This window comes from Veillonella absiana (assembly GCF_032970865.1).
Taxonomy (GTDB): Bacteria; Bacillota; Negativicutes; order Veillonellales; family Veillonellaceae; genus Veillonella; species Veillonella absiana.
Window position 1 is genome coordinate 12,557 of the sequence record NZ_JAWJZB010000004.1, and the last position, 22,948, is coordinate 35,504.

The 22,948-nt window shown below is 41.7% G+C and carries 23 protein-coding genes; 16 read left to right on the top strand and 7 right to left on the bottom strand.

The window, feature by feature from the left end; all coding sequences use genetic code 11:
• Positions 1-81 precede the first annotated feature (81 nt).
• Positions 82-1,152, top strand: coding sequence for a 3-isopropylmalate dehydrogenase (gene leuB, locus RVY80_RS03865; RefSeq protein WP_295192386.1), 1,071 nt, complete (start codon positions 82-84; stop codon positions 1,150-1,152).
• A gap of 813 nt (positions 1,153-1,965) precedes the next feature.
• Positions 1,966-3,153, top strand: a complete 1,188-nt coding sequence (locus tag RVY80_RS03870) for an oxygen-binding di-iron domain-containing protein (RefSeq protein ID WP_295189563.1) — start codon at positions 1,966-1,968, stop codon at positions 3,151-3,153.
• A gap of 215 nt (positions 3,154-3,368) precedes the next feature.
• Here the strand turns inward: RVY80_RS03870 and RVY80_RS03875 are convergent, their stop codons facing one another.
• The gene (locus tag RVY80_RS03875) at positions 3,369-3,569 is read right to left on the bottom strand and encodes a hypothetical protein (RefSeq protein ID WP_317329731.1); all 201 of its coding nucleotides are present in this window, start codon (positions 3,567-3,569) and stop codon (positions 3,369-3,371) included.
• 163 nt (positions 3,570-3,732) lie between these two features.
• On the opposite strand from RVY80_RS03875, the gene RVY80_RS03880 reads away from it, so the two are divergent.
• The 10 genes from RVY80_RS03880 to RVY80_RS03925 all read left to right on the top strand — a co-directional run bounded on the left by RVY80_RS03880 (position 3,733) and on the right by RVY80_RS03925 (position 13,450).
• A complete protein-coding gene (locus tag RVY80_RS03880; protein ID WP_317329732.1) occupies positions 3,733-4,203 on the top strand; it encodes a shikimate kinase in 471 nt (156 codons plus the stop codon).
• Positions 4,204-4,542: 339 nt separating this feature from the next.
• The gene (locus RVY80_RS03885) at positions 4,543-5,658 is read left to right on the top strand and encodes a glutathione S-transferase C-terminal domain-containing protein (RefSeq protein WP_317329733.1); all 1,116 of its coding nucleotides are present in this window, start codon (positions 4,543-4,545) and stop codon (positions 5,656-5,658) included.
• Between the two features lie 24 nt (positions 5,659-5,682).
• Positions 5,683-6,795, top strand: a complete 1,113-nt coding sequence (locus RVY80_RS03890; RefSeq protein ID WP_317329734.1) for a glutathione S-transferase family protein — start codon at positions 5,683-5,685, stop codon at positions 6,793-6,795.
• A gap of 54 nt (positions 6,796-6,849) precedes the next feature.
• Positions 6,850-8,199 (top strand): MmgE/PrpD family protein, encoded by a 1,350-nt coding sequence (locus tag RVY80_RS03895; RefSeq protein ID WP_317329735.1) that lies wholly within the window; start codon positions 6,850-6,852, stop codon positions 8,197-8,199.
• Positions 8,200-8,232: 33 nt separating this feature from the next.
• Positions 8,233-9,078 (top strand): transporter substrate-binding domain-containing protein, encoded by an 846-nt coding sequence (locus RVY80_RS03900; RefSeq protein ID WP_295189548.1) that lies wholly within the window; start codon positions 8,233-8,235, stop codon positions 9,076-9,078.
• A 139-nt stretch (positions 9,079-9,217) separates the two neighbouring features.
• Positions 9,218-9,934, top strand: a complete 717-nt coding sequence (locus RVY80_RS03905) for an amino acid ABC transporter permease (RefSeq protein ID WP_295192391.1) — start codon at positions 9,218-9,220, stop codon at positions 9,932-9,934.
• A 3-nt stretch (positions 9,935-9,937) separates the two neighbouring features.
• The gene (locus RVY80_RS03910; protein ID WP_295189542.1) at positions 9,938-10,657 is read left to right on the top strand and encodes an amino acid ABC transporter permease; all 720 of its coding nucleotides are present in this window, start codon (positions 9,938-9,940) and stop codon (positions 10,655-10,657) included.
• Positions 10,654-11,427 (top strand): amino acid ABC transporter ATP-binding protein, encoded by a 774-nt coding sequence (locus tag RVY80_RS03915; protein WP_317329736.1) that lies wholly within the window; start codon positions 10,654-10,656, stop codon positions 11,425-11,427. The genes RVY80_RS03910 and RVY80_RS03915 overlap by 4 nt, the downstream gene beginning before the upstream one ends.
• A 9-nt stretch (positions 11,428-11,436) precedes the next feature.
• Entirely contained in the window at positions 11,437-11,925 is a 489-nt protein-coding gene (locus RVY80_RS03920) for a GNAT family N-acetyltransferase (protein ID WP_295189538.1), read from the top strand.
• Positions 11,926-12,583: 658 nt separating this feature from the next.
• Positions 12,584-13,450, top strand: coding sequence for a phosphoribosylaminoimidazolesuccinocarboxamide synthase (locus RVY80_RS03925; protein ID WP_317329737.1), 867 nt, complete (start codon positions 12,584-12,586; stop codon positions 13,448-13,450).
• 227 nt (positions 13,451-13,677) lie between these two features.
• Here the strand turns inward: RVY80_RS03925 and rbsB are convergent, their stop codons facing one another.
• From rbsB to RVY80_RS03955, 6 genes are all read right to left on the bottom strand, one after another.
• A complete protein-coding gene (gene rbsB, locus RVY80_RS03930) occupies positions 13,678-14,586 on the bottom strand; it encodes a ribose ABC transporter substrate-binding protein RbsB (RefSeq protein ID WP_295189529.1) in 909 nt (302 codons plus the stop codon).
• A gap of 134 nt (positions 14,587-14,720) precedes the next feature.
• A complete protein-coding gene (locus RVY80_RS03935; RefSeq protein ID WP_317329738.1) occupies positions 14,721-15,656 on the bottom strand; it encodes an ABC transporter permease subunit in 936 nt (311 codons plus the stop codon).
• On the bottom strand, positions 15,656-17,137 hold the full coding sequence (locus tag RVY80_RS03940; RefSeq protein ID WP_295189525.1) for a sugar ABC transporter ATP-binding protein: 1,482 nt from the start codon (positions 17,135-17,137) through the stop codon (positions 15,656-15,658). The genes RVY80_RS03935 and RVY80_RS03940 overlap by 1 nt, the downstream gene beginning before the upstream one ends.
• Before the next feature lie 165 nt (positions 17,138-17,302).
• Entirely contained in the window at positions 17,303-17,716 is a 414-nt protein-coding gene (rbsD, locus tag RVY80_RS03945; RefSeq protein WP_295189522.1) for a D-ribose pyranase, read from the bottom strand.
• Positions 17,717-17,849: 133 nt separating this feature from the next.
• Positions 17,850-18,737 (bottom strand): ribokinase, encoded by an 888-nt coding sequence (rbsK, locus tag RVY80_RS03950; protein ID WP_295189519.1) that lies wholly within the window; start codon positions 18,735-18,737, stop codon positions 17,850-17,852.
• Positions 18,738-19,041: 304 nt separating this feature from the next.
• The gene (locus RVY80_RS03955) at positions 19,042-19,185 is read right to left on the bottom strand and encodes a hypothetical protein (protein ID WP_317329739.1); all 144 of its coding nucleotides are present in this window, start codon (positions 19,183-19,185) and stop codon (positions 19,042-19,044) included.
• Positions 19,186-19,351: 166 nt separating this feature from the next.
• Here RVY80_RS03955 and RVY80_RS03960 point away from each other — a divergent pair, with 166 nt between their 5' ends.
• From RVY80_RS03960 to RVY80_RS03975, 4 genes are all read left to right on the top strand, one after another.
• Positions 19,352-19,687, top strand: a complete 336-nt coding sequence (locus tag RVY80_RS03960) for a zinc ribbon domain-containing protein YjdM (protein ID WP_295192399.1) — start codon at positions 19,352-19,354, stop codon at positions 19,685-19,687.
• 204 nt (positions 19,688-19,891) lie between these two features.
• Positions 19,892-21,460, top strand: coding sequence for an energy-coupling factor ABC transporter ATP-binding protein (locus tag RVY80_RS03965; protein ID WP_295189510.1), 1,569 nt, complete (start codon positions 19,892-19,894; stop codon positions 21,458-21,460).
• Complete coding sequence (locus RVY80_RS03970; protein ID WP_317329740.1) at positions 21,453-22,262, top strand: energy-coupling factor ABC transporter ATP-binding protein; 810 nt, start codon at positions 21,453-21,455, stop codon at positions 22,260-22,262. The genes RVY80_RS03965 and RVY80_RS03970 overlap by 8 nt, the downstream gene beginning before the upstream one ends.
• A 9-nt stretch (positions 22,263-22,271) precedes the next feature.
• Complete coding sequence (locus RVY80_RS03975) at positions 22,272-22,940, top strand: energy-coupling factor transporter transmembrane component T (RefSeq protein WP_295189504.1); 669 nt, start codon at positions 22,272-22,274, stop codon at positions 22,938-22,940.
• Positions 22,941-22,948 lie beyond the last annotated feature (8 nt).

Sequence of the window (22,948 nt, forward strand, 5' to 3'; positions counted from 1 at the left end):
ATATTATGATGTAGGCGCGCTGTATTGGGACTTTCACTATGAGGAATTATGTAAATAGTGAGTTGAGAAATGAGGATTAGAATGAGTGAAAAGAATATCGTATTGATTCCTGGCGACGGTATCGGTACAGAAATTATCGACGCAGCAAAGGCTGTGTGCGACGTAGCATTTGAAAAAGCAAATGTAACAGTGAATTGGATCGACAAAAAAGCTGGTGGCGCATCCATTGATGCATACGGCGAACCTTTAACACAAGATACAATCGACGCTTGTAAAGTAGCGGACGCGATTTTGTTAGGTGCCGTAGGCGGTCCTAAATGGGATAATCTTGATCCAGCCATCCGTCCAGAAAAAGCGATTCTTGGTTTGCGTAAAGCATTAGGCTTGTTCTGCAACCTTCGCCCTGTAAAAATCTATCCTGCATTGCAAGAATATTCCCCATTGAAAAAAGAACTCGTACAAAACGTTGATTTTGTCATCGTTCGCGAATTAACTGGTGGTATCTATTTCGGTGAACGTGAAGAAGCATCTGGTTCTGGCGCTGAAGAGTCAGCATGGGATAAAGAAACATACAGCCGTTACGAAATCGAACGCATTATGGATGTGGCGATGGAAACAGCTCGTAAACGTAATAAAAAATTAGTATCTGTAGACAAAGCGAATGTGTTGGCATCCTCTCGTTTGTGGCGTAAAATCGCTCAAGAAAAAGCGGCTGCTAATCCAGACATCGCAACAGATTACTACTATGTAGATAACACAGCACAACAACTCGTTGTAAACCCTGGTCAATTCGACGTTCTGGTAACAACAAACTTGTTCGGCGACATTTTGTCTGACGAAGGCGCTGTTATCTCTGGTTCCATCGGCTTGTTGCCATCTGCCTCCATGGGCACTGGTACTGCTTTGTATGAACCAATTCATGGTTCCGCACCTGATATTATGGGCCAAAACAAAGCGAATCCTTTGGGCACTATTTTGTCCGCGGCTATGATGTGCCGTCACTCTTTGGGCTTGCCTGAGGTAGCTGATGCTATTGAAAGCGCAGTAGAACAAGTGTTGGCTGATGGGTTCAGAACTGGTGATATCTATCGTGATGGTTTGAAACTCGTAGGGACTACAGAAATGGCGCAAGCCGTAATCGAAAGATTATAAAATACAAAAATCTCCCATACATATTTCTGGCTCCGAACGCCTGACGTACCTGCCTATAGGCAGGGCGTCGGCGTAATGTCGCTGCGAAATATATAAGGGAGATTTTTTCATTGGAGGTGCGTTGGGGGGCGGTGTAATTAACGGCTTGTGCATTGCTGTTAAGGCGGGCGAGGTTTGATATGATCGCTGTGGATATCCCCAGGGCTCTTGGGAGACATGATGTGGAGCAGAGCATCTACGTTTGTTTGAAGGTGTGGTTTGGAAAGCGGCTTAGTTTATCCGGTTGTGTTTAGCACAGGCGATGGGTTAGCATGCCTCGTCCTCCGGACATTGGGTTAGCATGCCTCGTTCCTGCGGAACATCGGAGAGCAATGCTTGGAGTACGGTAATGGGGGTTAGTGTGCCTCAGCCTACGGGCATTGGAGTGGCATTATATAGGATGAGGTAATAAATTTAACGATTCGTGAAAATCTTTTGATTAAATTGACCTTCCAGATGAGGACCTATATAATAAAGAAAAGAGATAGTTGGCGTGTTAGTTGTATTTAGTGATAAATCGTTACATGTGTATAGCATTAGGGAGTGAGCGATGCAGTGTTTTACATATTTGATTATTCAATAAGCCTGATGTGACTGGGAGGAACTTTCACCAAATAATTGAAACGAGTTTTCAAAAGTGTAGCCATGGATACGTTTATAATTTTTCAAAGTTGTATAATGAAGTCATAACGAACGTTCATTAGACCGTCAGCGAGTGGCGTTGATATAATTGAGAATATATGATAATGATATATCGAGATAGGAGACAGAATTATGAGAAAGCACGTTAAAAACAATGTATCTTGGATTGGTAAAATTGACTGGGAATTGGAATCTTTCCATGGCGATGATTATTCTATTAATAATGGTTCTAGCCAAAATGCGTATTTGATTGAAGAGGAGAAAACTGTTCTCATCGATACGGTTTGGAAACCTCATTCCACTGAGTTTATTGATAATTTGATGAGCGAAATTGATATTAACAAAATCGATTTTATCGTATGTAATCACGGTGAGGTTGACCACAGTGGTTCTCTGCCAGCGTTGATGGAAAAAATTCCTAACACACCAATTTATTGTACTGAGAATGCAGTAAAATCCTTGGTGGGTCAATATCATCATCCTGAATGGAATTTCAAGGTGGTTAAAACTGGCGACTCTGTGGATATTGGTAATGGTAAAAGCCTCGTTTTCGTTGAAATGCGTATGTTGCACTGGCCAGATAGCATGGCGACATATATGACTGGCGATAATATTTTGTTCTCTAATGATGCGTTTGGTCAACATTTCGCAGTAGAGGAATTATGGGCTGATAAAGCCGATCAATGTCGTTTATGGGAAGAAGCGATGAAATATTATGCCAATATTTTGAACCCATTCTCTCCATTGGTAAAAAATAAAATCGAAGAGATTTTGAAATTGAATTTGCCAATCGATATTATTGCTACAAGCCATGGTGCGATTTGGCGCGAAAATCCTACACAAATCGTGGAAAAATACTATGAATGGTCTCAAGCGTACCAAGAAGATCAAATTACAATTGCTTACGATACTATGTGGGATGGCACAAAACAATTGGCTCATAAAATCGGTGAAGAGATTGCGAAACAGTCCCCTGAAACTCGCGTTAAAATCTTTAATATCGCTAAGGCCGATAAAAATGATATCATGACGGAAATCTTTAAATCTAAAGCCATCGCGGTAGGTTCTCCAACTGTGGGTAACAGCATTTTGTCCTCTGTGGCTGGTTGGATGCAATTTCTTCATGAATTGAAATTCAAAAATAAAAAAGCTGCTGTATTCGGTTGCTATGGTTGGAGCGGTGAAGCACCAAAAGTATTGCGTGAAAAATTGACTGATTGTGGATTTGCTGTGGTGGAACCGCAGATTAAATGTAATTGGAATCCCGAAAGTAGTGATTTAGCGCAAGCATCTGGCGTTGCGGCTGCTCTATTGTCCTAATAGCAAAAACGCCTATATCTATTTCTTGCTCCGGAACGCGTGTGGCATGAAAGCAAAAATCTCTCCTACCTATTTCTAGCTCCGAACGCCTAACGGCGTAATATCGCTGCGAAATAGGTAAGGGAGTTTTTTTCATTGGAGATGCCTAGAGTGGGGCGCAACGTACGGCTGTTGCATCTATGTGGAGAAGGACGACTTAGGTTATCCAGATGTGTTTAGCACAGGCGATGGGCAATACCATTAACGGTGATGAGTGCATCGTTTAGGCTGAAAGTACCGAGTCCCGCTACATAGGCGGCATGTCGTTCGGACCAATTAGAGCTGATGCCGGTGTTACTGGCTGTTATACGAGACCAATGCTCATCTATTTGTGGTGAAATATTAGGAATATTCTGGTGATGAAAGAAATATCGCATGTGTTGTCGAAGAGCGTTGTTAAGCTGTTCACCATAATAACGAACGTGAGTATTTTATAGCTAGTGCTGTATCGTATATAATAAGATATATTATGGTGAAAGTACTATAACATAATCTATGAAATCTAGTTATAGAACTCAGAGATAAAAGGGATGAATTTAGATGAAAAGCATTATTTTAATTGGCATGCCTAGCAGTGGTAAAACCTATGTAGGTGAGGCATTAGCAAAATCATTACAGCGACCATTTATTGATTTGGACGATGTATTTATAGAGCGCGTACAGCGGACACCACAAGAGGTAGTGAAGCAAGATGGGCATGAATTGTTTCGGCGTCTTGAAACAGAATGTTTAGCTTCTGTGGCAGATATACAAGATGCCGTTATCTCTACAGGTGGTGGTATCGTTACAGAAGAACGGAATCGACCATATTTAGAAAAAAACATTATTATCTATGTTAAAAGAGAGCTTGATGATTTAGATGTGGAGGGGCGCCCATTAGCGAAAGGATTATCAGCAGCAGCGTTGTTTGCAGAACGACGATCCTTGTATGAATCTTGGAGCCACTACGAGGTGGAGAACCATGATGCGGAACAGGCTGTGGCGGATATTCGAAGATTGTTGAATCTATAATAATAAATATATTATACAAGCACTATACATTGTTAGTCCTAACTGATGTATAGTGCTTTTATATTGCCTTAAACTATAGCTAATTATAGATATATGGTATCTGAAATTTAATTCCTATTATTGACATGGGATAAAATGAAAGCTATAATGTACTTATAGCCTACTTTAAAAAGAGGAATTAAAAACTACACAGGTACATACCTGATGAAAATATACCTCATAGGGATATAGGTCGGATGTAACCATGGCGTAGCTTTTATAAAGAAGAAAGATTCAAATTAGATATACACTATTAGCAGAATGCTAATAGATACCGATAAATAGAAAGGGTGTTAAACCATGAGTGATAATGTAGATGTAAGCCAAATCAAGGATCCGGCGATTGCCGCGGCTCGTAAGGAAGTTGAATTCCAACGTGCCATGAATCCTTGTCCAATTGATTTTTCTGAGTTCCAATCTAGCAACCCTCGTTCCCAAGGGGAGCAAAAAGAATACGAAGGCGATGTAAACTCTAATTTTAACCGACGTCAAAAATATTCCGATAATGAAGAACCTCAATTCACAACGCCATTCGGCAACGAACCAGGTTTCCTACCTGCTGAAAAAGACCGTTACCGTTTGATTTGGTCCAAACATTGTCCTTGGGCGCATCGTATTGCTATTGCTATCGATTTACTAGGATTAGATAAAGTCATTTCCAAAGGTAGTGCAGATCCACTTCGTCCAGCAGGCGTTATTGCAGACTGGTTCTTCACATTGGACAAAGATAATGTTGATCCAGTCTTGGGCATTCATTCTCTTGGAGAAGCGTATCGCAAAGGCGACCCTAACTATGATGCACGTTCCACTGTACCAGCTATCGTGGACGTAACAACTGGGGCTGTAGTAAACAATGATTACCATGCGTTGACTACAGAATTGGCATTGGGTTTCAAAGATTTCATCGACCCTAATGCACCAGATATTTATCCAGAGGAATTGCGTGCCGATATTGATGCGTTAAACGTAATCATCTATGCAGATGTTAACCTTGCTGTTAACCTTGCAGCGCTAGTAACTAGTCAAAAAGATTACGAATACTACTTCGACCGTATCTTTGATCGTTTGGATTGGCTTGAAGAACGCTTGAGTACTCGTCGTTACTTGATGGGTGATACAATCACTGACCCAGATATCCGCTTGTTCCCAACGCTTGCGCGTTTTGACCTCGTGTTCTACCAAAAATACTTGGTTAACAAAAAACGTTTGGTAGATTATCCAAACTTGTGGAACTATGCGAAAGACTTGTACTCCAATCCAGCATTCGGTGGTACAACAGACTTCGATTCCATGCGTAAACGTTTTTACTATGTAGATCATACGCCTTTTGAAGATTTGCCACGTTTAGTTCCAAAAGGTCCAGATGACAATATTTGGAAAGAATCGAATGATCGTGCTGAGAAATTCAGCAAATAAAATTGTGAAAGAGGGGGAATTCACGTGAGTGAAACCATAGATGTAAGTAAAATTAAGGATCCTGACATTGCTGAAGCTCGTAAACATGTAGAGTTTCAACGAGCTAAGAATCCTTGCCCAATCGACTTTTCTGAGTTGCAATCTAGCAATCCACGTCAAGGGGAACAAAAAGAATATGATGGTGAGGTAGCTTCTAACTTTAACCAACGGAAAAAATATTCTGATTATGAAGAACCGCAATTTACCACACCATTTGGTAATGAAGCCGGTTTTGCACCAGCAGAGCCCGGTCGTTATCGATTGATTTGGTCTAAGCATTGTCCGTGGGCACATCGTGTAGCCATCGCTGTTGATTTATTAGGCCTTGATAAGGTCATTTCAAAAGGGGTTGTTGATCCGCTCCGCCCAGCAGGTGTTATTGCAGATTGGTTCTTTACATTAGATAAAGATAATGTAGATCCAGTGCTAGGAATTCATTCCCTTGGGGAAGCTTATTTCAAAGGTGATCCTAATTACACAGCTCGTTCTACTGTACCAGCTATCGTTGATACAAAAACGGGTGCAGTAGTGAATAATGATTTCCACGTGTTAACAACTGAGTTAGCATTAGGCTTTAAAGATTTTGTAAGTGCTGATGCACCAGATATCTATCCTGAAGAATTACGAGATGATATTGATGCATTGAACATCATTATTTACTCTGATGTAAATGTGGCCGTAAATATGGCAGCACTTGTAAAAAAACAAGAAGAATATGAATTTTACTATGATACAGTGTTCAACCGATTGGACTGGTTAGAAGAACGATTGAGTACACGTCGTTACTTGATGGGGGACACAATTACTGACCCTGATGTACGCTTGTTCCCAACTCTCGTTCGCTTTGACTCTGTATTCTATCAAAAATATATGGTTAACAAGAAGCGTTTGGTAGATTATCCAAACTTGTGGAATTATGCAAAGGATTTGTACTCCAACCCTGCATTCGGTGGAACAACAGATTTCGATGCTATTCGTAAACGTTACTATTTTGTTGATCATACACCATTCGAAGATCTACCGCGGATTATTCCAAAAGGTCCAGACCTTAGCGTTTGGAATGAACCGAATGATAGAGCTGAGAAGTTTGGGAAATAAACTTCTGTAGATAGTTAGTTTGATTATAGGTCCATGATATAAGGAGGCCCTACAATGGATACAATTACAAAAACGCTTGTAGCACATATTGAGGGCACAAATCTTACCAATCGACGGGACCTGTTTAATCAATCTGTGATTGCTTTAGTTGACTATCTAGCTGCATTGTTAGCAGCTAGGCGTGAAGCTAAGGTTATTGAAATGGCAAATTACCAAACTAATCAAGATTTAGACTACATTGATTTGCAACAAATTGCTAAGTCCTCCTCAGAACAGCAAGCATTTTGGTATGGTTATACTTCTCATTATCTTGATTATGATGACGCACAAGCAAATTTGGCAGGTCATTTTAGTACCGTACTTTTTTCCGCATTATTAGCAGTGGCAAAACCAACAGATACCTTGCAGAATTTCTTAACTGCCTATGTGGCAGGGGCAGAATTAGAGGGTTTGATTGGTAAATGGATTAATCCAAGCCATCGTTCTCAGGGATGGCATCCGACTGCTACGGTAGGACCTATTGGTGCAGCAGTGGCTATTGGCCGTTTGCGAGGCTTTACTGGTGAAAGATTGGCTCAACTCATTTCTTTGGGCGCCACACAATCAAGTGGTATGTCATTTCAATATGGTACTGATGGGAAACCTTTACATGTTGGTCTTGCAGCTAGAAATGCTGTTTGGTCATATGAATTATTGGAGAATACATCATTGGAAACGAGTGTTATTCCGTTTAATTCTGATACAGGGTGGTTGAAAATTATTGCTAATCACACCATTACTGAACAGGATGTTAATGATGTATGGCTACAACCAGGACAGATTATTAGTCCTGGTTTATGGATGAAAGTACATCAGTATTGTTCGGCAGGTATTTGCGGTGCCGCAGGCACACAAGATATTTATGATCGATTGATAGAACGTTTTGGTGCAAGTGGAGATAGTATCTGGTCTCATGTAGCGAGCATGACGATTCATTTTCCACCAGGTAATGATAAGGGCTTAAAATATAAAAATCCTAAATCAGGTCGAGAGGGGCAGTTTTCCATTGAATATGTGTTATGGCAAATTTTTGAATATGGATGTATTAGAGATGAGTTATTCCACATAGAAGCTGTACCAGAGGAATTTACACGGGCATTGCCAAAAATCTATCGTGTTAATGATTTGCCTCCAGTGCCACAAGATGTGCGAGTTACAGAAATTAAAGTTACATTGAACACTGGTGAAATATTGGTTGCAAATATAGATAATCCGAAAGGCTCTCCAGCAACACCTTTCACTATAGAAGATTTAACTGTGAAATTATTACAGGGAACTACACAAAATCGTATTGATGAGCTTTTTGAAGCTTTCAAAAAATATAAAGATATGGGGTCCATATTACATGTGATTCAGCAATTATAATTAATATAAATTATAGATAGAAGGAAGAGAACAATGTTTAATACTAAAAAATTAGGTAAATTATTAGCAGTTGCTACATTAGCATTAGGTGTTTTTGTAGTAGCTGGCTGTGCAGATGATGCTGGTAGCAGCAATAAGGCAGCAGTTAATAAAGATGCAAAAACTATTGTTGTAGCTACACGTGGTACTGCAAGACCATACTCCTATACAGATGATAAAGGTAATTTGACAGGATATGATGTTGAGCTTGTAAAAGAAATTGAACGTCGCAATCCTAATTTACATTTTGAATTCAAGCCAATGGCAACAGATGCTGCGTTTGTAGCAATGGATGCGGGCCAAGTAGATATGATTGCAAACCAAATGCGTCGTAATCCTACTCGTGAAGCAAAATACAATTATACTAATGAAGTAAATAATTATTCTACTCGTAAACTAGCTGTTAAAAATGATCGTAATGATATTAATAGTTTAGAAGACTTAAAAGGTAAAAAAATCGTAGTTACTATTTCTTCTGAGTTCCGTGAATTAGTTGATGAATTTAATAAAACAGCTAATCCGCCAATCGAAGTGGTTTACACAGATAAAGGTAGTGCGGAATCCTTAAACTTAGTAGCAACAGGTCGTGCTGATGCAGCGGGTGAATATGAATATGTAATTAATTCTGCTGTAAAAGATCGTGGTCTACCAGTTAAAGCTGTTGGCGATGTATTAGCTGTTGTTCCTACTTATTTCTTAACGAAGAAAACTGATGATATGAAAAAAGTAGCAGATCAAATTGATAAAACTATGAAGGAAATGAAAGCAGACGGTACACTTAAAAAATTATCTGAGCAATATCTTGGTGGCGACTTTACTGTAGAACCAGCTCAAAAGTAGTGTTAGCTAATATATGTAATGCATGGTTTTATTACTTCGTAGTATACAAATGTATAAAACCTAGTGTATAGAGTGGGGCTGTAATGAACTATCGTTACAGCCCAATTCTAATTTTTATCTTATGGAAAGGACATTACCCATGAGTAAATATTTTGATGTAGGATATATGATACAGTCATTACCAACTTTGTTATCCTATATTCATGTAACATTGATGATAACGGCAGTGTCAGCTGTTCTTGGAATTTTACTGGGCTCCTTAATTGCTATAGTAAGAATCAAAAAAGTGCCAGTATTAAATCAAATCTTGGTGGTATTTATTTCCTTTATGCGAGGAACTCCATTCTTAGTGCAATTATTCCTTATTTATTTCGGTGTTCCTGAGATTATGAGTCATTTAGGAATGAATGTACGGAACTTACCAGGATTGGTGTTTGTGTATGCAGTATTTACATTGCATATTGCAGCATATAGTGCGGAGATTATGCGCGCTAGTATTTCTGCTGTATCTCAAGGTGAAAAGGAAGCTGCTATGGCTATTGGCATGACAGAATTACAAAGTTACGTACGAATTATCTTGCCCCAGGCGTTTACATTGAGTATCCCTCCGTTAACTAACCTGATTATAGGTATGTTGAAAGGTACAGCATTAGTATTTAATGTTGGTGTTGTCGATATGATGCGTCGAGCTGATTTGATGGGTGGCAATAGTCAACGTTACCTTGAATTATTCGTTGATGCGGCCATTATCTATGCAGTGTTAATTTTTATAGTTACAACAGCGGGACGTTGGATCGAGAAACGTTATACTGTTGGTGAGCGCCAAACTGAGCGTGTATTATTGAGTGAGGAGTAGGCCATGGAACAGAGTATTATTGATACAACCTATATATATGGCACCTTCTGGGCGGTTATTCCTTATTTAAAAGTGACCCTATATATTACATTTATGAGTATTGTATTTGGTACACTATTAGGCTTATTTAGTTGCGTTATGCAAATGAATAAAGTGCCTGTTTTAGGACAATTGAGTTATTTATATGTGTTAATCTGTCGTAGTATTCCTAATATGGTATTACTCTATTTAGTATATTATGGACTTCCTATCGTATTCTTGGCAGTTGAGGATTCTACCGGCTTTCACATTCCCTTTGAACGTGTACCAGCTATGCTCATCGCCATCGTTGGTTTAACATTACACACAGGTGCGTACTTGAGTGAAATTTTCCGTGCAGCCCTCCAATCCGTGCCAAAAGGCCAAATGGAAGCGGCACAGGCCATTGGTATGACTTGGTTCCAAGCGTTCCGTCGTATCGTGTTGCCACAGGCGACAGTATTCGCGTTGCCTCTATTTACAAATCAATTTTTGAATACTATGAAGAGTACTAGTATCGTGTTTGTTATCACCGTTATTGAATTGTTTGGTGCAGCGAAACTATATACAGAGGAAAATTCGCAGTATTTTGAAGCCTACATTGTGGTAGCTTGTATGTTCTGGGCGTTGGGTATTTTCTTTGAATTCGTATTCCATCGTCTTGAAATTTATGCAAGCAAATATAAACGAGGTAATGCAGTATGATTAACATAAAAAATGTACATAAATCTTTTGGGAATCGTGAGATTCTGAAAGGTATCGACCTAACGGTCTCAACTGGTTCCGTAACGGCTATCCTTGGCCCATCTGGCAGTGGTAAAACCACATTCCTTCGTACGTTGAACTTCTTGGAAAAAGCAGATCAAGGAACGATGGAATTAAATGATATTAAAGTAGATTTAAAAACGGCTAGCAATAAGGAAATCTTGAATGTGCGACGTAATACGTCTATGGTATTCCAGTCTTACAATCTGTTCTCTAATAAAACTGTTATCGAGAACATCATGGAAGGGCTTGTGACGGTTAAGAAAATGAATAAGTCCGCTGCACGCGAGATTGCTCAAAAATTCCTGAAAGAAGTTGGCATGGAAGGCTTTGATGATTACTACCCAGTGCAATTATCTGGTGGTCAACAACAACGTATTGGTATTGCTCGTGCATTGGCGATGGATCCGCAGGTTATCTTATTTGATGAACCTACAAGTGCTCTTGATCCAGAACTTGTGGGTGAAGTATTGGCGGTTATTCGTAAAATCGCTCGTGATTTGAATGTAACAATGATTATTGTGACTCATGAAATTGGCTTTGCTAAGGAAGTAGCGGACCAAGTGGTGTTTATGGAAGGCGGAGTTATCGTAGAGCAAGGCGATCCTAAGATTGTGTTAGAACATCCTAAGGAAGAACGTACTCGCAAATTCCTAAGCCGTTATCTCACACTGGAACCTGATTCTCCACTGGATAGCGCAGCGCTATAGGAGGTAATTATGGCAGAGGTATTTAGATTATTAACGGTAGACGATGCGACAGAGTATCATCGTGTATTGGTAGATGGATATGCGGCGAATAAGGAGTTTCCTATTTCTTTTGAGGCCACTGATTTTACATTACAACAATCTATTGATTGGGTGAAAGAGCAGCCTACGTATGGTTTGTATGTAGATGATCAACTGGTGAGTTCTATTTCACTTCGCATGCCTTGGATTGGTAAGGGCACGATAAAAGGCTTCCCTCATATTGGGCATTTTGTTACGGCCCCACAACATAAGGGCAAAGGATATGCAAAGAAAACATTAGCCTATACTGAGGATTTACTTCGTACGGTGTATAGAACGCCTGTAGTAACCTTGGGTACGGCCGCACAACATCCTTGGTTACAAGATATGTATAAAAACATGGGGTTTGTGGAGTTTAAAAGAACTCAGTTAAAAGGGAAAAAGCATATTACTATATTTTTTGAAAAAAATTTGATTTAGCTAACATGGGTGTATATCCTGTTTTACTTCGAGAAGCAAAGCTTCAAGGGGAATGCAGGATATACACCTGTTGTTTATGTATGTACTATGGAATTTGTCATAATTAAAATAACTTGTAATAATTATAAACAAATAATATTATTATTTTATGAGAGGGCTTGTGTTAGCTTTTACGCGGATAAAAGATTGAACATGGCATAACCAGAGAGCGATAGTGGGTCAAATATATTTTAAGATATATATTTAGCTCCATTTATGTAATGCAAGATGAAGTAACTGCATTGCAAGATAAAAATGCTCAGTTAGAAGCTAAAAATGCTAGCCTTGAAGCAGACGTAGAAACATTGAAGGCTCAAGTGGCAGCTTTATTAGCGCGATAATTTCATGTTCTAATTAATTACTAACAGATTGATTTTATATTAGACACTAAAAAGCTAGTAAAATAGCAATATTGTAGATTATCATTATTAATGAAAAATATATTTGTTAGTTGAACTAATTATTATAGGCATTAATAATTTCTTTCATAGATCTTATTAATGCCTGTTCTAGCATAGTATTTATGTGTATTTTCGCAGTTTCGAGTATTGGTTTTCTTTCAAATTAAGAATATAATGAAAGTATCAATATACCCTTTAGGTTAAAGAGGAGACACAACATGAAAACTTACACACCATTCAAAGCAGGTAAAGTTCGTGAATTATATGATTTAGATGATAGCTTGATTATCGTTTGTACTGACCGCATTTCTGCGTTCGATAACATTTTGAAAGAACCAATTCCTGAAAAAGGTGCTATTCTTAATAAAATGTCCAAATTCTGGTTCGATTTCACAAAAGACATCGTTCCTAACCACATGATTTCCATCGATACAAAAGATATGCCTGAGTTCTTCCAAACTCCTGCATTCGAAGGCAATAGCATGAAGAGCCAAAAATTGACTATGCTTTCTGTAGAATGTATCGTTCGTGGTTATATCACTGGTTCCGGTTGGGAAAGCTATAAAAAAGAAGGGCATATCTGCGGTATTCAATTACCAGAAGGATTACAAGAATGCCAACAATTGCCTGAACCTTTGTTCACACCATCCACAAAAGCTCCTTTGGGCGAACATGACATGAACATCTCCATGGAAGAAGGCGCTGAATGGCTTGAAAAAGACTTCCCTGGTAAAGGCAAAGAATACATGGAACAATTGCGTGATTTTACTTTGGCGATTTACAAAAAATGTGCTGAATACGCATTGGAAAAAGGCATCATCATTGCCGACACTAAATTCGAATTTGGCCTAGATGAAAACGGTCAAATCGTATTGGGCGATGAAATCCTAACACCAGATAACAGTCGTTTCTGGCCATTAGAAGGCTACAAAGCTGGTCAAGGTCAACCATCCTATGACAAACAATTCGTACGTGATTACCTATCCGCTCATCCTGGCGATTCCTTGCCACAAGACATTATCGACAAAACATTGGCTAAATACAAAGAAGCTTACTTGTTGTTGACTGGCGAAGAGTTTAAATAAGAAACTATTCGTAAGTGTTACGATGTTGAAAGAGGCTCGAGCATTGCGTTTGTGCAATGCTCGGGCCTCTTAGCAATTATAGGGGGTATAGGACAAAATGAATTGTTCCTATAACCCCTATTATAAGCATAAATATGGGCGATAGGAACATAAAAGGCGATGCCTACACGATTGTGTGGGCATCGCCTTTTCATAATCTGTTTCGAGTGTTTCTATCGATGAATCAATTATTGTTTTGTAACAAGTTTCAATTCTGCAGGGATTTTAGCTTCTACTTTTTCGCCTTTTACAACTTTAGCAGCTGTTTCTACTGCTAATTTCCCCATCAATTCAGGTTGTTGTGCAATTGTAGCTGCCATTGTACCATCTTGAACTGCTTTTTGAGCATCTTCAGTACCATCGAAGCCTACGATGAAGATTTGTTTGCCAGCGGATTTAGCTGCTTGAATAGCACCAAGAGCCATTTCGTCGTTATGAGCAAAGATTGCTACAACGTCTGGGTTAGCTTGAAGCATGTTTGTGGCTACGTTAAGACCTTTTGTACGGTCGAATTCAGCAGTTTGTTTTGTTACTACTGTTAACATTTTGTCAGCAATGTTGTGGAAACCTTGACCACGTTCACGAGTTGCGGATGCGCCAGGGATACCTTCTAATTCAGCAACTTTCGCGCCGTTACCCATTTTGTCAGCAATCAATTTAGCTGCCATTTCGCCACCTTTTACGTTATCGGAAGCGATATGAGATACTACAGTACCTTTGTCAGCGGAACGGTCAACTGTGATCACAGGGATTTTTTTGTTGTTCGCTGCTTCTACGGATGTAGAGATTGCTGCGGAGTCAACAGGGTTAACGATAAGAACAGTTACGCCACTTTCAAGCAAGTCGGAAATGTCATTAGCTTGTTTAGCTGGGTCATTTTGAGCATCAACGATTTTAACTTTGAGGCCCATAGTTTTTGCTTGTTCTTCAACGCCTTTTTTCAAAGATACGAAGAATGGGTTGTTTTGAGTGGAAACGGAGAAACCGATAGTACCTTGTTTTTGGTCGCCACCGTCTTTTTTGGAATCAGAGCCACAGCCGGCTACTAAACCGATGACTACAAGAGCCATCATTAAAATGGTAAATAATTTTTTCATACAAACCTCCTAAAAACTGGGAACGCATAGGTTGCGTGTGCGCCGTCCTGATATTAACCACGGCTAGTAAACCGATTGCACAACCGTATGTGCGGCGCTTTCACAATAGATTTCACCATAAAAAGATGAAACCACTATGCTTTCTTGCGGTCCACGAGAACAGCGAGAAGAATTACGATCCCTTTCACAACTTGTTGATAGAAACTAGAAACATCGAGAATATTTAGACCATTATTGAGTGTGCCGATGATGAGCGCACCGATAAGGGTACCAACGATATGACCACGGCCACCAGCAAGGCTTGTACCGCCCAGCACAACGGCTGCGATGGCATCTAGTTCGTAACCTGCACCAGCTGTTGGTTGGGCAGAGTTCAAACGAGATGTAATAATGGCGCCCGCCATGGCACTGAGCATACCAGTGAGGGCATAAGAGAAGATTTTCACGCGGTCGATTTTGATACCCGCGATGTAACTTACTTTTTCAGAACCGCCAACGGCGTAAGTTTGACGACCGAGGCTCGTTTTTTGCAAGATGAACCACAAAATACCGAATGCCAAGAACATCGTAATAGCTGGAATTGGCAAACCGAGGATGTCGCCTTGACCGAAGGCATGGAACATTTTGTCATCTGTTAAACCAGAAATCGGGTTACCATCCGTGAATACGAGGGTCGCACCGCGATAAATAGTCATCGTCGCCAATGTCGCAATGAACGGTGCCACGCGACCATAGGTGATAACGAGGCCGTTGATACCGCCAAGGACGATACCGATGCCAGCGGATACGACGATGGCCAATTCAGGATTCATGCCACCGACGATGAAATTCGCCATAACTGCACTAGATAGGGCCAAAATGGAACCCACGGAAAGGTCGATACCACCTGTCAAAATAACGCAGGTCATACCAAATGCGATGATGGCATTGATGGAAACTTGACGCAACAAATTGCGCAAATTGGAAAATTCAAGGAAGCTGTCATTCATGCCAGCGATAATAATAAATAATACGATGAGACCGATGAGAGGTCCGAGTTTTTTTATAGTTTCAGTAACTTTGCCGTTCATTATTGTCCTCCTGTAGCAAGTGTCATGATGGATTCTGGTGTGGCCGTCTCACGATCGAGAATGCCGGCTACGGAATTTTCGTGGATGACCATAACGCGGTCACTCATGCCGAGAATTTCGGGCAATTCCGAAGAAACCATGATGATGGACACGCCTTCATTAGTGAGGTCGTTCATCAAATCGTAAATGTCGCGTTTCGCGCCGATATCGATGCCTCGCGTTGGCTCGTCCATGATGATGATGGATGGTGAAAGTCCAATCCATTTAGCGATAACAACCTTTTGTTGGTTACCGCCAGAGAGGGAGGACGCAGGTAAATGAACAGATTGTGTTTTAACACCCAGCTTTCTAGACAAATCGTCCGCGAAATCCACCATTTTATCCTTTTTGAGGATGTGGGTCGGACATAATTGTTTTAGAGCTGGTAGGGTAATGTTAGATCCAATGGAAAAATCAAGGATGAGACCTTCGCCTTTTCTATCCTCTGTAATGAAAGCAATGCCTGCCTTGATGGCATCTTCTGGTTTTTTGAAGTGTAGACTTTCACCATTGAGGGTAATGGTACCGCCATTGTGATTGTCCACGCCAAAGATAGCACGCATGATTTCCGTACGACCTGCGCCCATGAGGCCGGCCACGCCTAAAATCTCGCCCTTGCGAAGGTTGAAGGAGATAGGATTGTCGAAGCCATCTGGAATCAAATCCGTCACAGTGAGGATTTCCTCGCCCGGCGTCGTGGTGCGTTCTGGATAGAATTCGTCGATAGAACGGCCTACCATGTGGCGAACTACTTCGTCCACGTCGGTTTCACCGATTGGTTTCGTAATGATGGTGTGACCATCTCGCATGACAGTGACCGTATCACATTCGGTGAACACCTCCTCCATGCGGTGGGAAATGTACACGATGGCTACGCCACGGGATTTCAACTGGCGCATCATGTGGAATAATGTGTCTGTTTCTCGTTCTGTGAGGGCTGCCGTCGGTTCGTCCATAATAACGACCTTCGCATCGAGCATGAGAATACGAAGAATTTCCGTCATCTGTTGTTGACCAACGGAACATTCGCCAGCCTCTTTGGTGAGCGGCAAATCGATGTTCAATTCCTCGCATTTCGCCGTTGCCTCAGCGAGCATCGCTTTTTTGTCGTGCATGCCGAAGGCGTTTTTAATAGGGCGCATCAAATATAGATTCTCTAACAATGTTAGATTCGGCCAAATATTTAATTCTTGATGAATGAAAGCTACGCCATGTTTTTCCGCCTCGCGAGGATTTGGATATGTCGTTTCCACTCCATCAATGGTGATAGTACCGGCATCTGCCTTGTGAATACCTGTGAGGATATTCATGAGGGTGGATTTGCCAGCACCATTTTCGCCCATAAGGGCGTGGACTTCACCGGCTTTGAGCGTAATACTAACATCCCGTAGTACTTGGTTCGTACCAAAGGCCTTAGCAATGCCGGTCATTGAAATTTCCATTAGTGACTCCTAACTATTAGGTAACATTTATTTCATACAGCTCATACATTTGCTTGATTTGATTCGGGGCGCTGATGTAATTTTCGAATATCATCAGCTGTTTGAATGCTATCGCATCTAATTGGCAAATAGTGAGTAGCTAAATTGGACAAGTAATGTATCAACTTATTTTTCTTCGTTGAAAATGCAGTCAGCCCGCAAAATAACATTGGAATAAGGCGTAGCCTCACCCGTGCGGATAATGCATTTACAAGATTTTGTGGCTTCTTTAAATTCTTCGTGGCTCGTAGCAATCCATTCATAACAATCTTTTGGATATAATTCCTCAAGCACCGCGTAATTATCTGGGTTTTCCTTTGCCATTGGTTCGCCCACGTGGATGGCCTCCACTTGCATGTGGTAACGAAGCAAACGAACAACGTCCTCAAAACTAGGAACGCCATAGGTGAGGGCCAAATCAATTTTTCGGACACCCTCTGGGATTGGTAAACCACAATCGCCGATACAAATCGTATCCGTGTGACCAAGGTCGGCCAACACCTTCGCGATATGGCTATTTAAAATACCATGCTTTTGCATAGGATACCTTCTTTCATGGTAAAAGTATATGATTTTTCTGTATCACCAGTGCTAGTATGGACTAGCTTTTGTTGTGCCAATTAGCACTCAAACAATTACGTAAGCACTGGTGTAAGTTGATACTAGTTTAGGTTTACTGTTTCGCCAAAAATGCGCTAACTTCCTCAGCCGTCGGCATACCTTCTTGGGCGCCTAATTTCAAGATGGATAGGGCTGCTGCCGCATTACCGTAGCGAATGGCTTCCTCAATGGACTTACCATTTACGATGGCTGTAGCAAAGCCACCATTGAATGTATCGCCGGCACCAGTTGTATCCACTGGTTGTACCTTGAAGCTAGGCACTTTGTGGATGTCGCCATCTTTGCCAAAGGCAACGCCTTCGCTACCAAGGGTAACAATGATTTTGCCTGCATTGGCTTTGATGATGTCGTCAGTATTGTTCACTGGATATAAGGCAGCCAGCTCATGTTCGTTTGGTGTAATGTAAGTCGCTTGTGTTAACCATTCAGCCTCTAAATCAGCAGCTGGTGCTGGATTTAAGAGAACTTTCACACCCGCAGCGGCACATTTTTTGGTAATGTAACCGATGGTTTTGAGAGGGATTTCGTTTTGCACCATCACAAGATCAGCTTTGGAAATAGCATCCCAAGCGCCATCGACGATACTTTCATCCACGCGAGCATTCGCGCCCAATAGCACGATGATGCTATTGTCGCCCTCAGCTAACGTGATGTGAGCCGTGCCCGTGTTTACGTCATCCAGAGTCACGAGATAATCTGTATTGATGTTCCAACGATGCAAGTTTTCCAGCACCATTTGGCCGTACGCATCATTGCCGATGCAACCCACCATAGTCACATTGGCGCCTAATTTAGCTGCCGCTACCGCTTGGTTGGCACCCTTGCCGCCTGGCGCAATATTCAGGCCGTTACCGAGCACCGTTTCGCCCGCTACTGGCCGTTTGTCGGACAGCACCGTTAAATCTATATTACAACTGCCGATTACCACAATATTATTCATGGAATCCTCCTTAAATTTTGCATAAAAAATGCTGCTGCATTATGAGATAACTAATCGATAGATGGAACAATCAAAATTAGTAACGAATCCTCCTAAAATAGTGCAACAGAATTTACATTAATAGTATACACGATACAGGCCGTTAAGGTAAACAATAAAAACGATAAATAATCAGTATTTTACAGTGTTTTTGTGCATCTTGAGGGGATGAAAGTACATTTAAATAAAAGTATTAAGAAAATATAAAAGTAAATTTATAATCATTCTTGAAACCTTCATCGGCGCCCAATCCCGATTTGAGATATTACTTACCTCCCAAGCAGATTTGAGATACATCTACAGGCCCATCCCAGATGCGAACCTCCACCGGATCCCTCTCTCGGAGCCGTAAAGAGCCTCCTGCTTTCAACGTAGAAGCTGTATTCAACGCAACAAATCCGCGCTTCATAAACAAGGTAGAACGAAACTCGGGGGACCACCTCTGGGGGAGCGCCTTACACCGAAGGCGTTTGAAGTGAGACCAGAGGTGGTCCCTCAAGTTCTTTCACCCCCTTTTAAAACGCCCGGATTTTTGGTAAAATAACAAATATATGTTTTAAGCAGGAGGATTTTTAATGGCGACTTTACCGAATTGCCCTAAATGCGGCGATGAATACACCTACGAAGACGGCACGATGCTTGTTTGCCCTATGTGCGGACATGAATGGACTGCAGCCGACGCAGATGCTGCAGAGGCAGGCCTAGTCGTACGCGATGCGAATGGCAATCTTTTACAAGATGGAGATTCCGTAACAATTGTGAAGGATCTCAAAGTAAAAGGTGCATCCACCCTTAAACAAGGGACTCGCGTGAAAAACATCCGCCTGGTAGAAGGCGACCATAACATTGATTGCAAAATCGATGGCTTTGGTGCGATGGCATTAAAATCTGAGTTCGTGAAAAAATTATAATTTTCAGCGAGATAGGCTCATAGGAACAGACTAAGGCGTACCTGCCTTAGTCTGTTTTCATAACTGTTGTGTCTATACATATCGGACAATTGTTCGCGGGAATTATAAGCTAATTTAAAATATATGTTGTATGTTATCTAAAATGGCACCAACGGTGCTTTCACTATAGAGATCCTAACAAGTGGATAGAAAAGAGGAGTAGAAATGGAACGAATTACAGACGTTTCAAAATTGGTATACACCCACATTCAGGGCGGCCAATTTAGATGGGTGACGGTGAGCACCCTCATGTTGGCGCTGGGCACAATTTTGCATTTGGTGAGTCCTAGCGTAGGCGGCGTGACGCCGAACTGGACTATCGCGACCTATTGCGTGGCGATTTTGCTGACCCGCCCGAATTACAAACAAACATTGGGTATCGGCCTCGTGGCGGCGCTCATCAATGTGTTAACGTCTAAATCTGGGTTCCCTTATGGCAATCTATTGAGCGAACCAGGCGGGACGGTGGCATGTGCCTTCGTGATGCGGTTAATGATGGGCCTCAAGATTGAAAAAATCGGTAAGCTCGATATCATGCCGTTTGTCACTGGCTTCATTGCAACATGCGTGTCTGGCGGTATTTTTGTTACTATTTTGTGGCAGGTCCTTGGTCTCGCTAATAACATTTACATCAATGCGATGTTACCGCTCGTGGTCATCATCGGTTTGGTAAATGGCGTGGTGACACCGCTCTTGTACTTCCCGGCAAAACGTCTATTCGCGAAACGTGGTTTCTTGCCATCCTCTGGTGAAATCACGAGCGATCACAGCAATTACATCATCGAACCGTCCCAAGAGGGTAAAATTTCTGTGGAACATGTTAATTACACGTATTCCAAGGCGACAGAGCCTTCTTTGAAAGATATCAATCTCGTGGTGCACGAAGGTGATTTCCTAGTTATCACTGGCCCGGCAGGTTGTGGTAAATCCACACTTTGCATGGCTATGGTAGGTGCGGTGCCTAAGTTCTATGGCGGTCGCCTGGAGGGAATGGTTTTCGTAGATGGCAAGGCCACAACACAAATGGATATTCCAGAACTGGCCACACATATTGGTGTTGTTCTAGCTGATTATGATACGCAGCTCGTAACGATGACGGTGAAAGAAGAAGTAGCCTTCGCTATGGAAAATCGTGGTTATGATCGTGACACTATTGAAACTCGTTGCAAAGAAGTATTCAAACAAGTAGGCCTAGAAGGCATGGAAGAACAAAAAATTACGAGCCTTTCTGGCGGTCAACGTCAACGTTTGGCAATTGCTTCCGTATTGGCTACGAACCCAACCGTTCTTGTCCTTGATGAACCTACGAGCTCCCTTGACCCAGATGGTACAGCTGAATTGTATCGCTTGGTAGGCGCTCTTAATAAAGAGCATGGCATTACCGTTGTGGTTATTGACCACGATTTACATGCTGTATTACCATATGCGAACCGTATGGCCCTCATGGTGGATGGCGAACTTCGCTGTGATGCGGACGTAACAACAACATTGCGTTACATGTATGACAATGGCATTTATTTAGAAGCCTTGCCAACTGTATTTACAGCATACATGGATCTTGAAAAAGCTGGTCACACATTTGGTGAACCATGGCTCAGTATTGAATCTGCTCGCGCAGGCCTTGCAAAAGGTGGCGTAGCAGTTTCCGAAACAGCTCAACCTGCGTCAAACGTAGCTTTTGCTAGCGCTACAGCTCAGGATGTTGTAACAGTAGGAGGTGGCACACATGCTTGAAGTAAATAATTTGCGCTTTGGCTATGTGCCAACTATGGATATTTTCCGTAACGTTAATTTCATCATCAAGGAAGGCGAGTTCATCGCCATCGGTGGTCGTAATGGTTGTGGTAAAACCACTATAACTCGTTTGCTTGTAGGTCTTGAATCCCCTGCAGAGGGCCGAATTTCTTACATGGGCGAGGATATTACCAATATGCCGGCCTCCAAACGGGGCCAATTCATTGGTTATGTATTCCAACAGCCGGACCGTCAAATGTTCCGATCCAACGTGGCCACTGAGGTTGCCTTTGGCCCTGAAAGTCTCGGTTACAGCAAATCCGAAGTCGATGATATCGTAGCAAATGCGTTGGAACGCACGGGCATCTCTCATTTGCGTGAAGCCTACCCACCAACATTACGTCGTGGTGAAAAACAGCGCGTTGCTATCGCGTCTGCGTTGGCAATGCAATCTAAAATTCTTATCCTCGATGAACCAACCTCTGGCCAAGACGGCAAGGAAACGAAAGAATTATTGGAATTATTACGTCAACTCAATGCTGAGGGGGTAACGATTCTGCTCATTACTCATGATATGGAAATTATGGCTGGTGAATGTTCTCGTGCTATTATCATGGGACACCAAAGTGTGGCCTTTGATGGCACTACTGAGGAGTTATTCACTGGTGACTATGATCTTCATGATTGGGGCCTCACAAAACCACCATCTGTGGAATTATCTGATGCTGTACCTGGTCTTGGATATTGCAAGTCCATGGCTGAATTCAAAGAACGTATGTTAGCGCACTTGGCGCAGAAATAGGAGGGGACCATGGAACGATTAGTACCATTTACAAAAATTCTGTTGACCCTCGCCGTATCTGCGTGGGCTATCGCGTTACAAACATGGGAACAACTATTGGGCCTCGTAGTGGTCGAATTAGTGCTCCTCGCTATGACGGGTTTGCTAGGTAAACAAATTAAACCTGTTATCGCTTTGGCCGGTTTTGCCGTATTCCTCGGTGTTGTTCAATACATTGGCAGCGGTGATATCGTATCCTCCGCAGTGGCGGGCCTTCGCATGTTGGCCATGACCATGGTGTTCATCATGCTCTTGGCTACAACGAAATTGCAGGATTTAACGGCATCCCTCGTAATGCAATGTAAAATTCCTTACGAATATGCCTTTATGTTCACCGCAGCGCTTCGCTTTGTGCCAGATTTCATTGCTGAAAGCCACGCTGTACAAGAGGCTCAGGCTTGTCGCGGACTTTCACTAGAGGGAAATGTATTCAAACGCATTAAATCCTATATGTCCGTTATTCAACCATTGTTATTGAAATCCTTGGGACGTTCCGAAACCATGGCATTGTCCTTGGAATTGCGCGGATTCGGCGGTCCAACACATAGTTTCGCTGCAACGGTAGGTTTGAAATCCTTGGATTATATCGTGATTGCTGTATTGGTAGCGATTACAGTAGTGTTGTTTGTGATTCGATAAATGGGGTT

What these genes read in the sequence shown, in the direction of transcription:
- RVY80_RS03935 (WP_317329738.1), bottom strand. Translation starts at nt 15,656, where the DNA reads ATGAACGGCAAAGTTACTGAAACTATAAAAAAACTCGGACCTCTCATC.
- RVY80_RS03970 (WP_317329740.1), top strand. Translation starts at nt 21,453, where the DNA reads ATGCTTGAAGTAAATAATTTGCGCTTTGGCTATGTGCCAACTATGGAT.
- RVY80_RS03915 (WP_317329736.1), top strand. Translation starts at nt 10,654, where the DNA reads ATGATTAACATAAAAAATGTACATAAATCTTTTGGGAATCGTGAGATT.
- RVY80_RS03895 (WP_317329735.1), top strand. Translation starts at nt 6,850, where the DNA reads ATGGATACAATTACAAAAACGCTTGTAGCACATATTGAGGGCACAAAT.
- rbsD (WP_295189522.1), bottom strand. Translation starts at nt 17,716, where the DNA reads ATGCAAAAGCATGGTATTTTAAATAGCCATATCGCGAAGGTGTTGGCC.
- RVY80_RS03885 (WP_317329733.1), top strand. Translation starts at nt 4,543, where the DNA reads ATGAGTGATAATGTAGATGTAAGCCAAATCAAGGATCCGGCGATTGCC.
- RVY80_RS03940 (WP_295189525.1), bottom strand. Translation starts at nt 17,137, where the DNA reads ATGGAAATTTCAATGACCGGCATTGCTAAGGCCTTTGGTACGAACCAA.
- RVY80_RS03965 (WP_295189510.1), top strand. Translation starts at nt 19,892, where the DNA reads ATGGAACGAATTACAGACGTTTCAAAATTGGTATACACCCACATTCAG.
- RVY80_RS03870 (WP_295189563.1), top strand. Translation starts at nt 1,966, where the DNA reads ATGAGAAAGCACGTTAAAAACAATGTATCTTGGATTGGTAAAATTGAC.
- rbsB (WP_295189529.1), bottom strand. Translation starts at nt 14,586, where the DNA reads ATGAAAAAATTATTTACCATTTTAATGATGGCTCTTGTAGTCATCGGT.
- RVY80_RS03880 (WP_317329732.1), top strand. Translation starts at nt 3,733, where the DNA reads ATGAAAAGCATTATTTTAATTGGCATGCCTAGCAGTGGTAAAACCTAT.
- RVY80_RS03955 (WP_317329739.1), bottom strand. Translation starts at nt 19,185, where the DNA reads ATGAAGCGCGGATTTGTTGCGTTGAATACAGCTTCTACGTTGAAAGCA.
- RVY80_RS03910 (WP_295189542.1), top strand. Translation starts at nt 9,938, where the DNA reads ATGGAACAGAGTATTATTGATACAACCTATATATATGGCACCTTCTGG.
- RVY80_RS03920 (WP_295189538.1), top strand. Translation starts at nt 11,437, where the DNA reads ATGGCAGAGGTATTTAGATTATTAACGGTAGACGATGCGACAGAGTAT.
- RVY80_RS03960 (WP_295192399.1), top strand. Translation starts at nt 19,352, where the DNA reads ATGGCGACTTTACCGAATTGCCCTAAATGCGGCGATGAATACACCTAC.
- leuB (WP_295192386.1), top strand. Translation starts at nt 82, where the DNA reads ATGAGTGAAAAGAATATCGTATTGATTCCTGGCGACGGTATCGGTACA.
- RVY80_RS03925 (WP_317329737.1), top strand. Translation starts at nt 12,584, where the DNA reads ATGAAAACTTACACACCATTCAAAGCAGGTAAAGTTCGTGAATTATAT.
- RVY80_RS03875 (WP_317329731.1), bottom strand. Translation starts at nt 3,569, where the DNA reads ATGCGATATTTCTTTCATCACCAGAATATTCCTAATATTTCACCACAA.
- RVY80_RS03905 (WP_295192391.1), top strand. Translation starts at nt 9,218, where the DNA reads ATGAGTAAATATTTTGATGTAGGATATATGATACAGTCATTACCAACT.
- RVY80_RS03900 (WP_295189548.1), top strand. Translation starts at nt 8,233, where the DNA reads ATGTTTAATACTAAAAAATTAGGTAAATTATTAGCAGTTGCTACATTA.
- RVY80_RS03975 (WP_295189504.1), top strand. Translation starts at nt 22,272, where the DNA reads ATGGAACGATTAGTACCATTTACAAAAATTCTGTTGACCCTCGCCGTA.
- rbsK (WP_295189519.1), bottom strand. Translation starts at nt 18,737, where the DNA reads ATGAATAATATTGTGGTAATCGGCAGTTGTAATATAGATTTAACGGTG.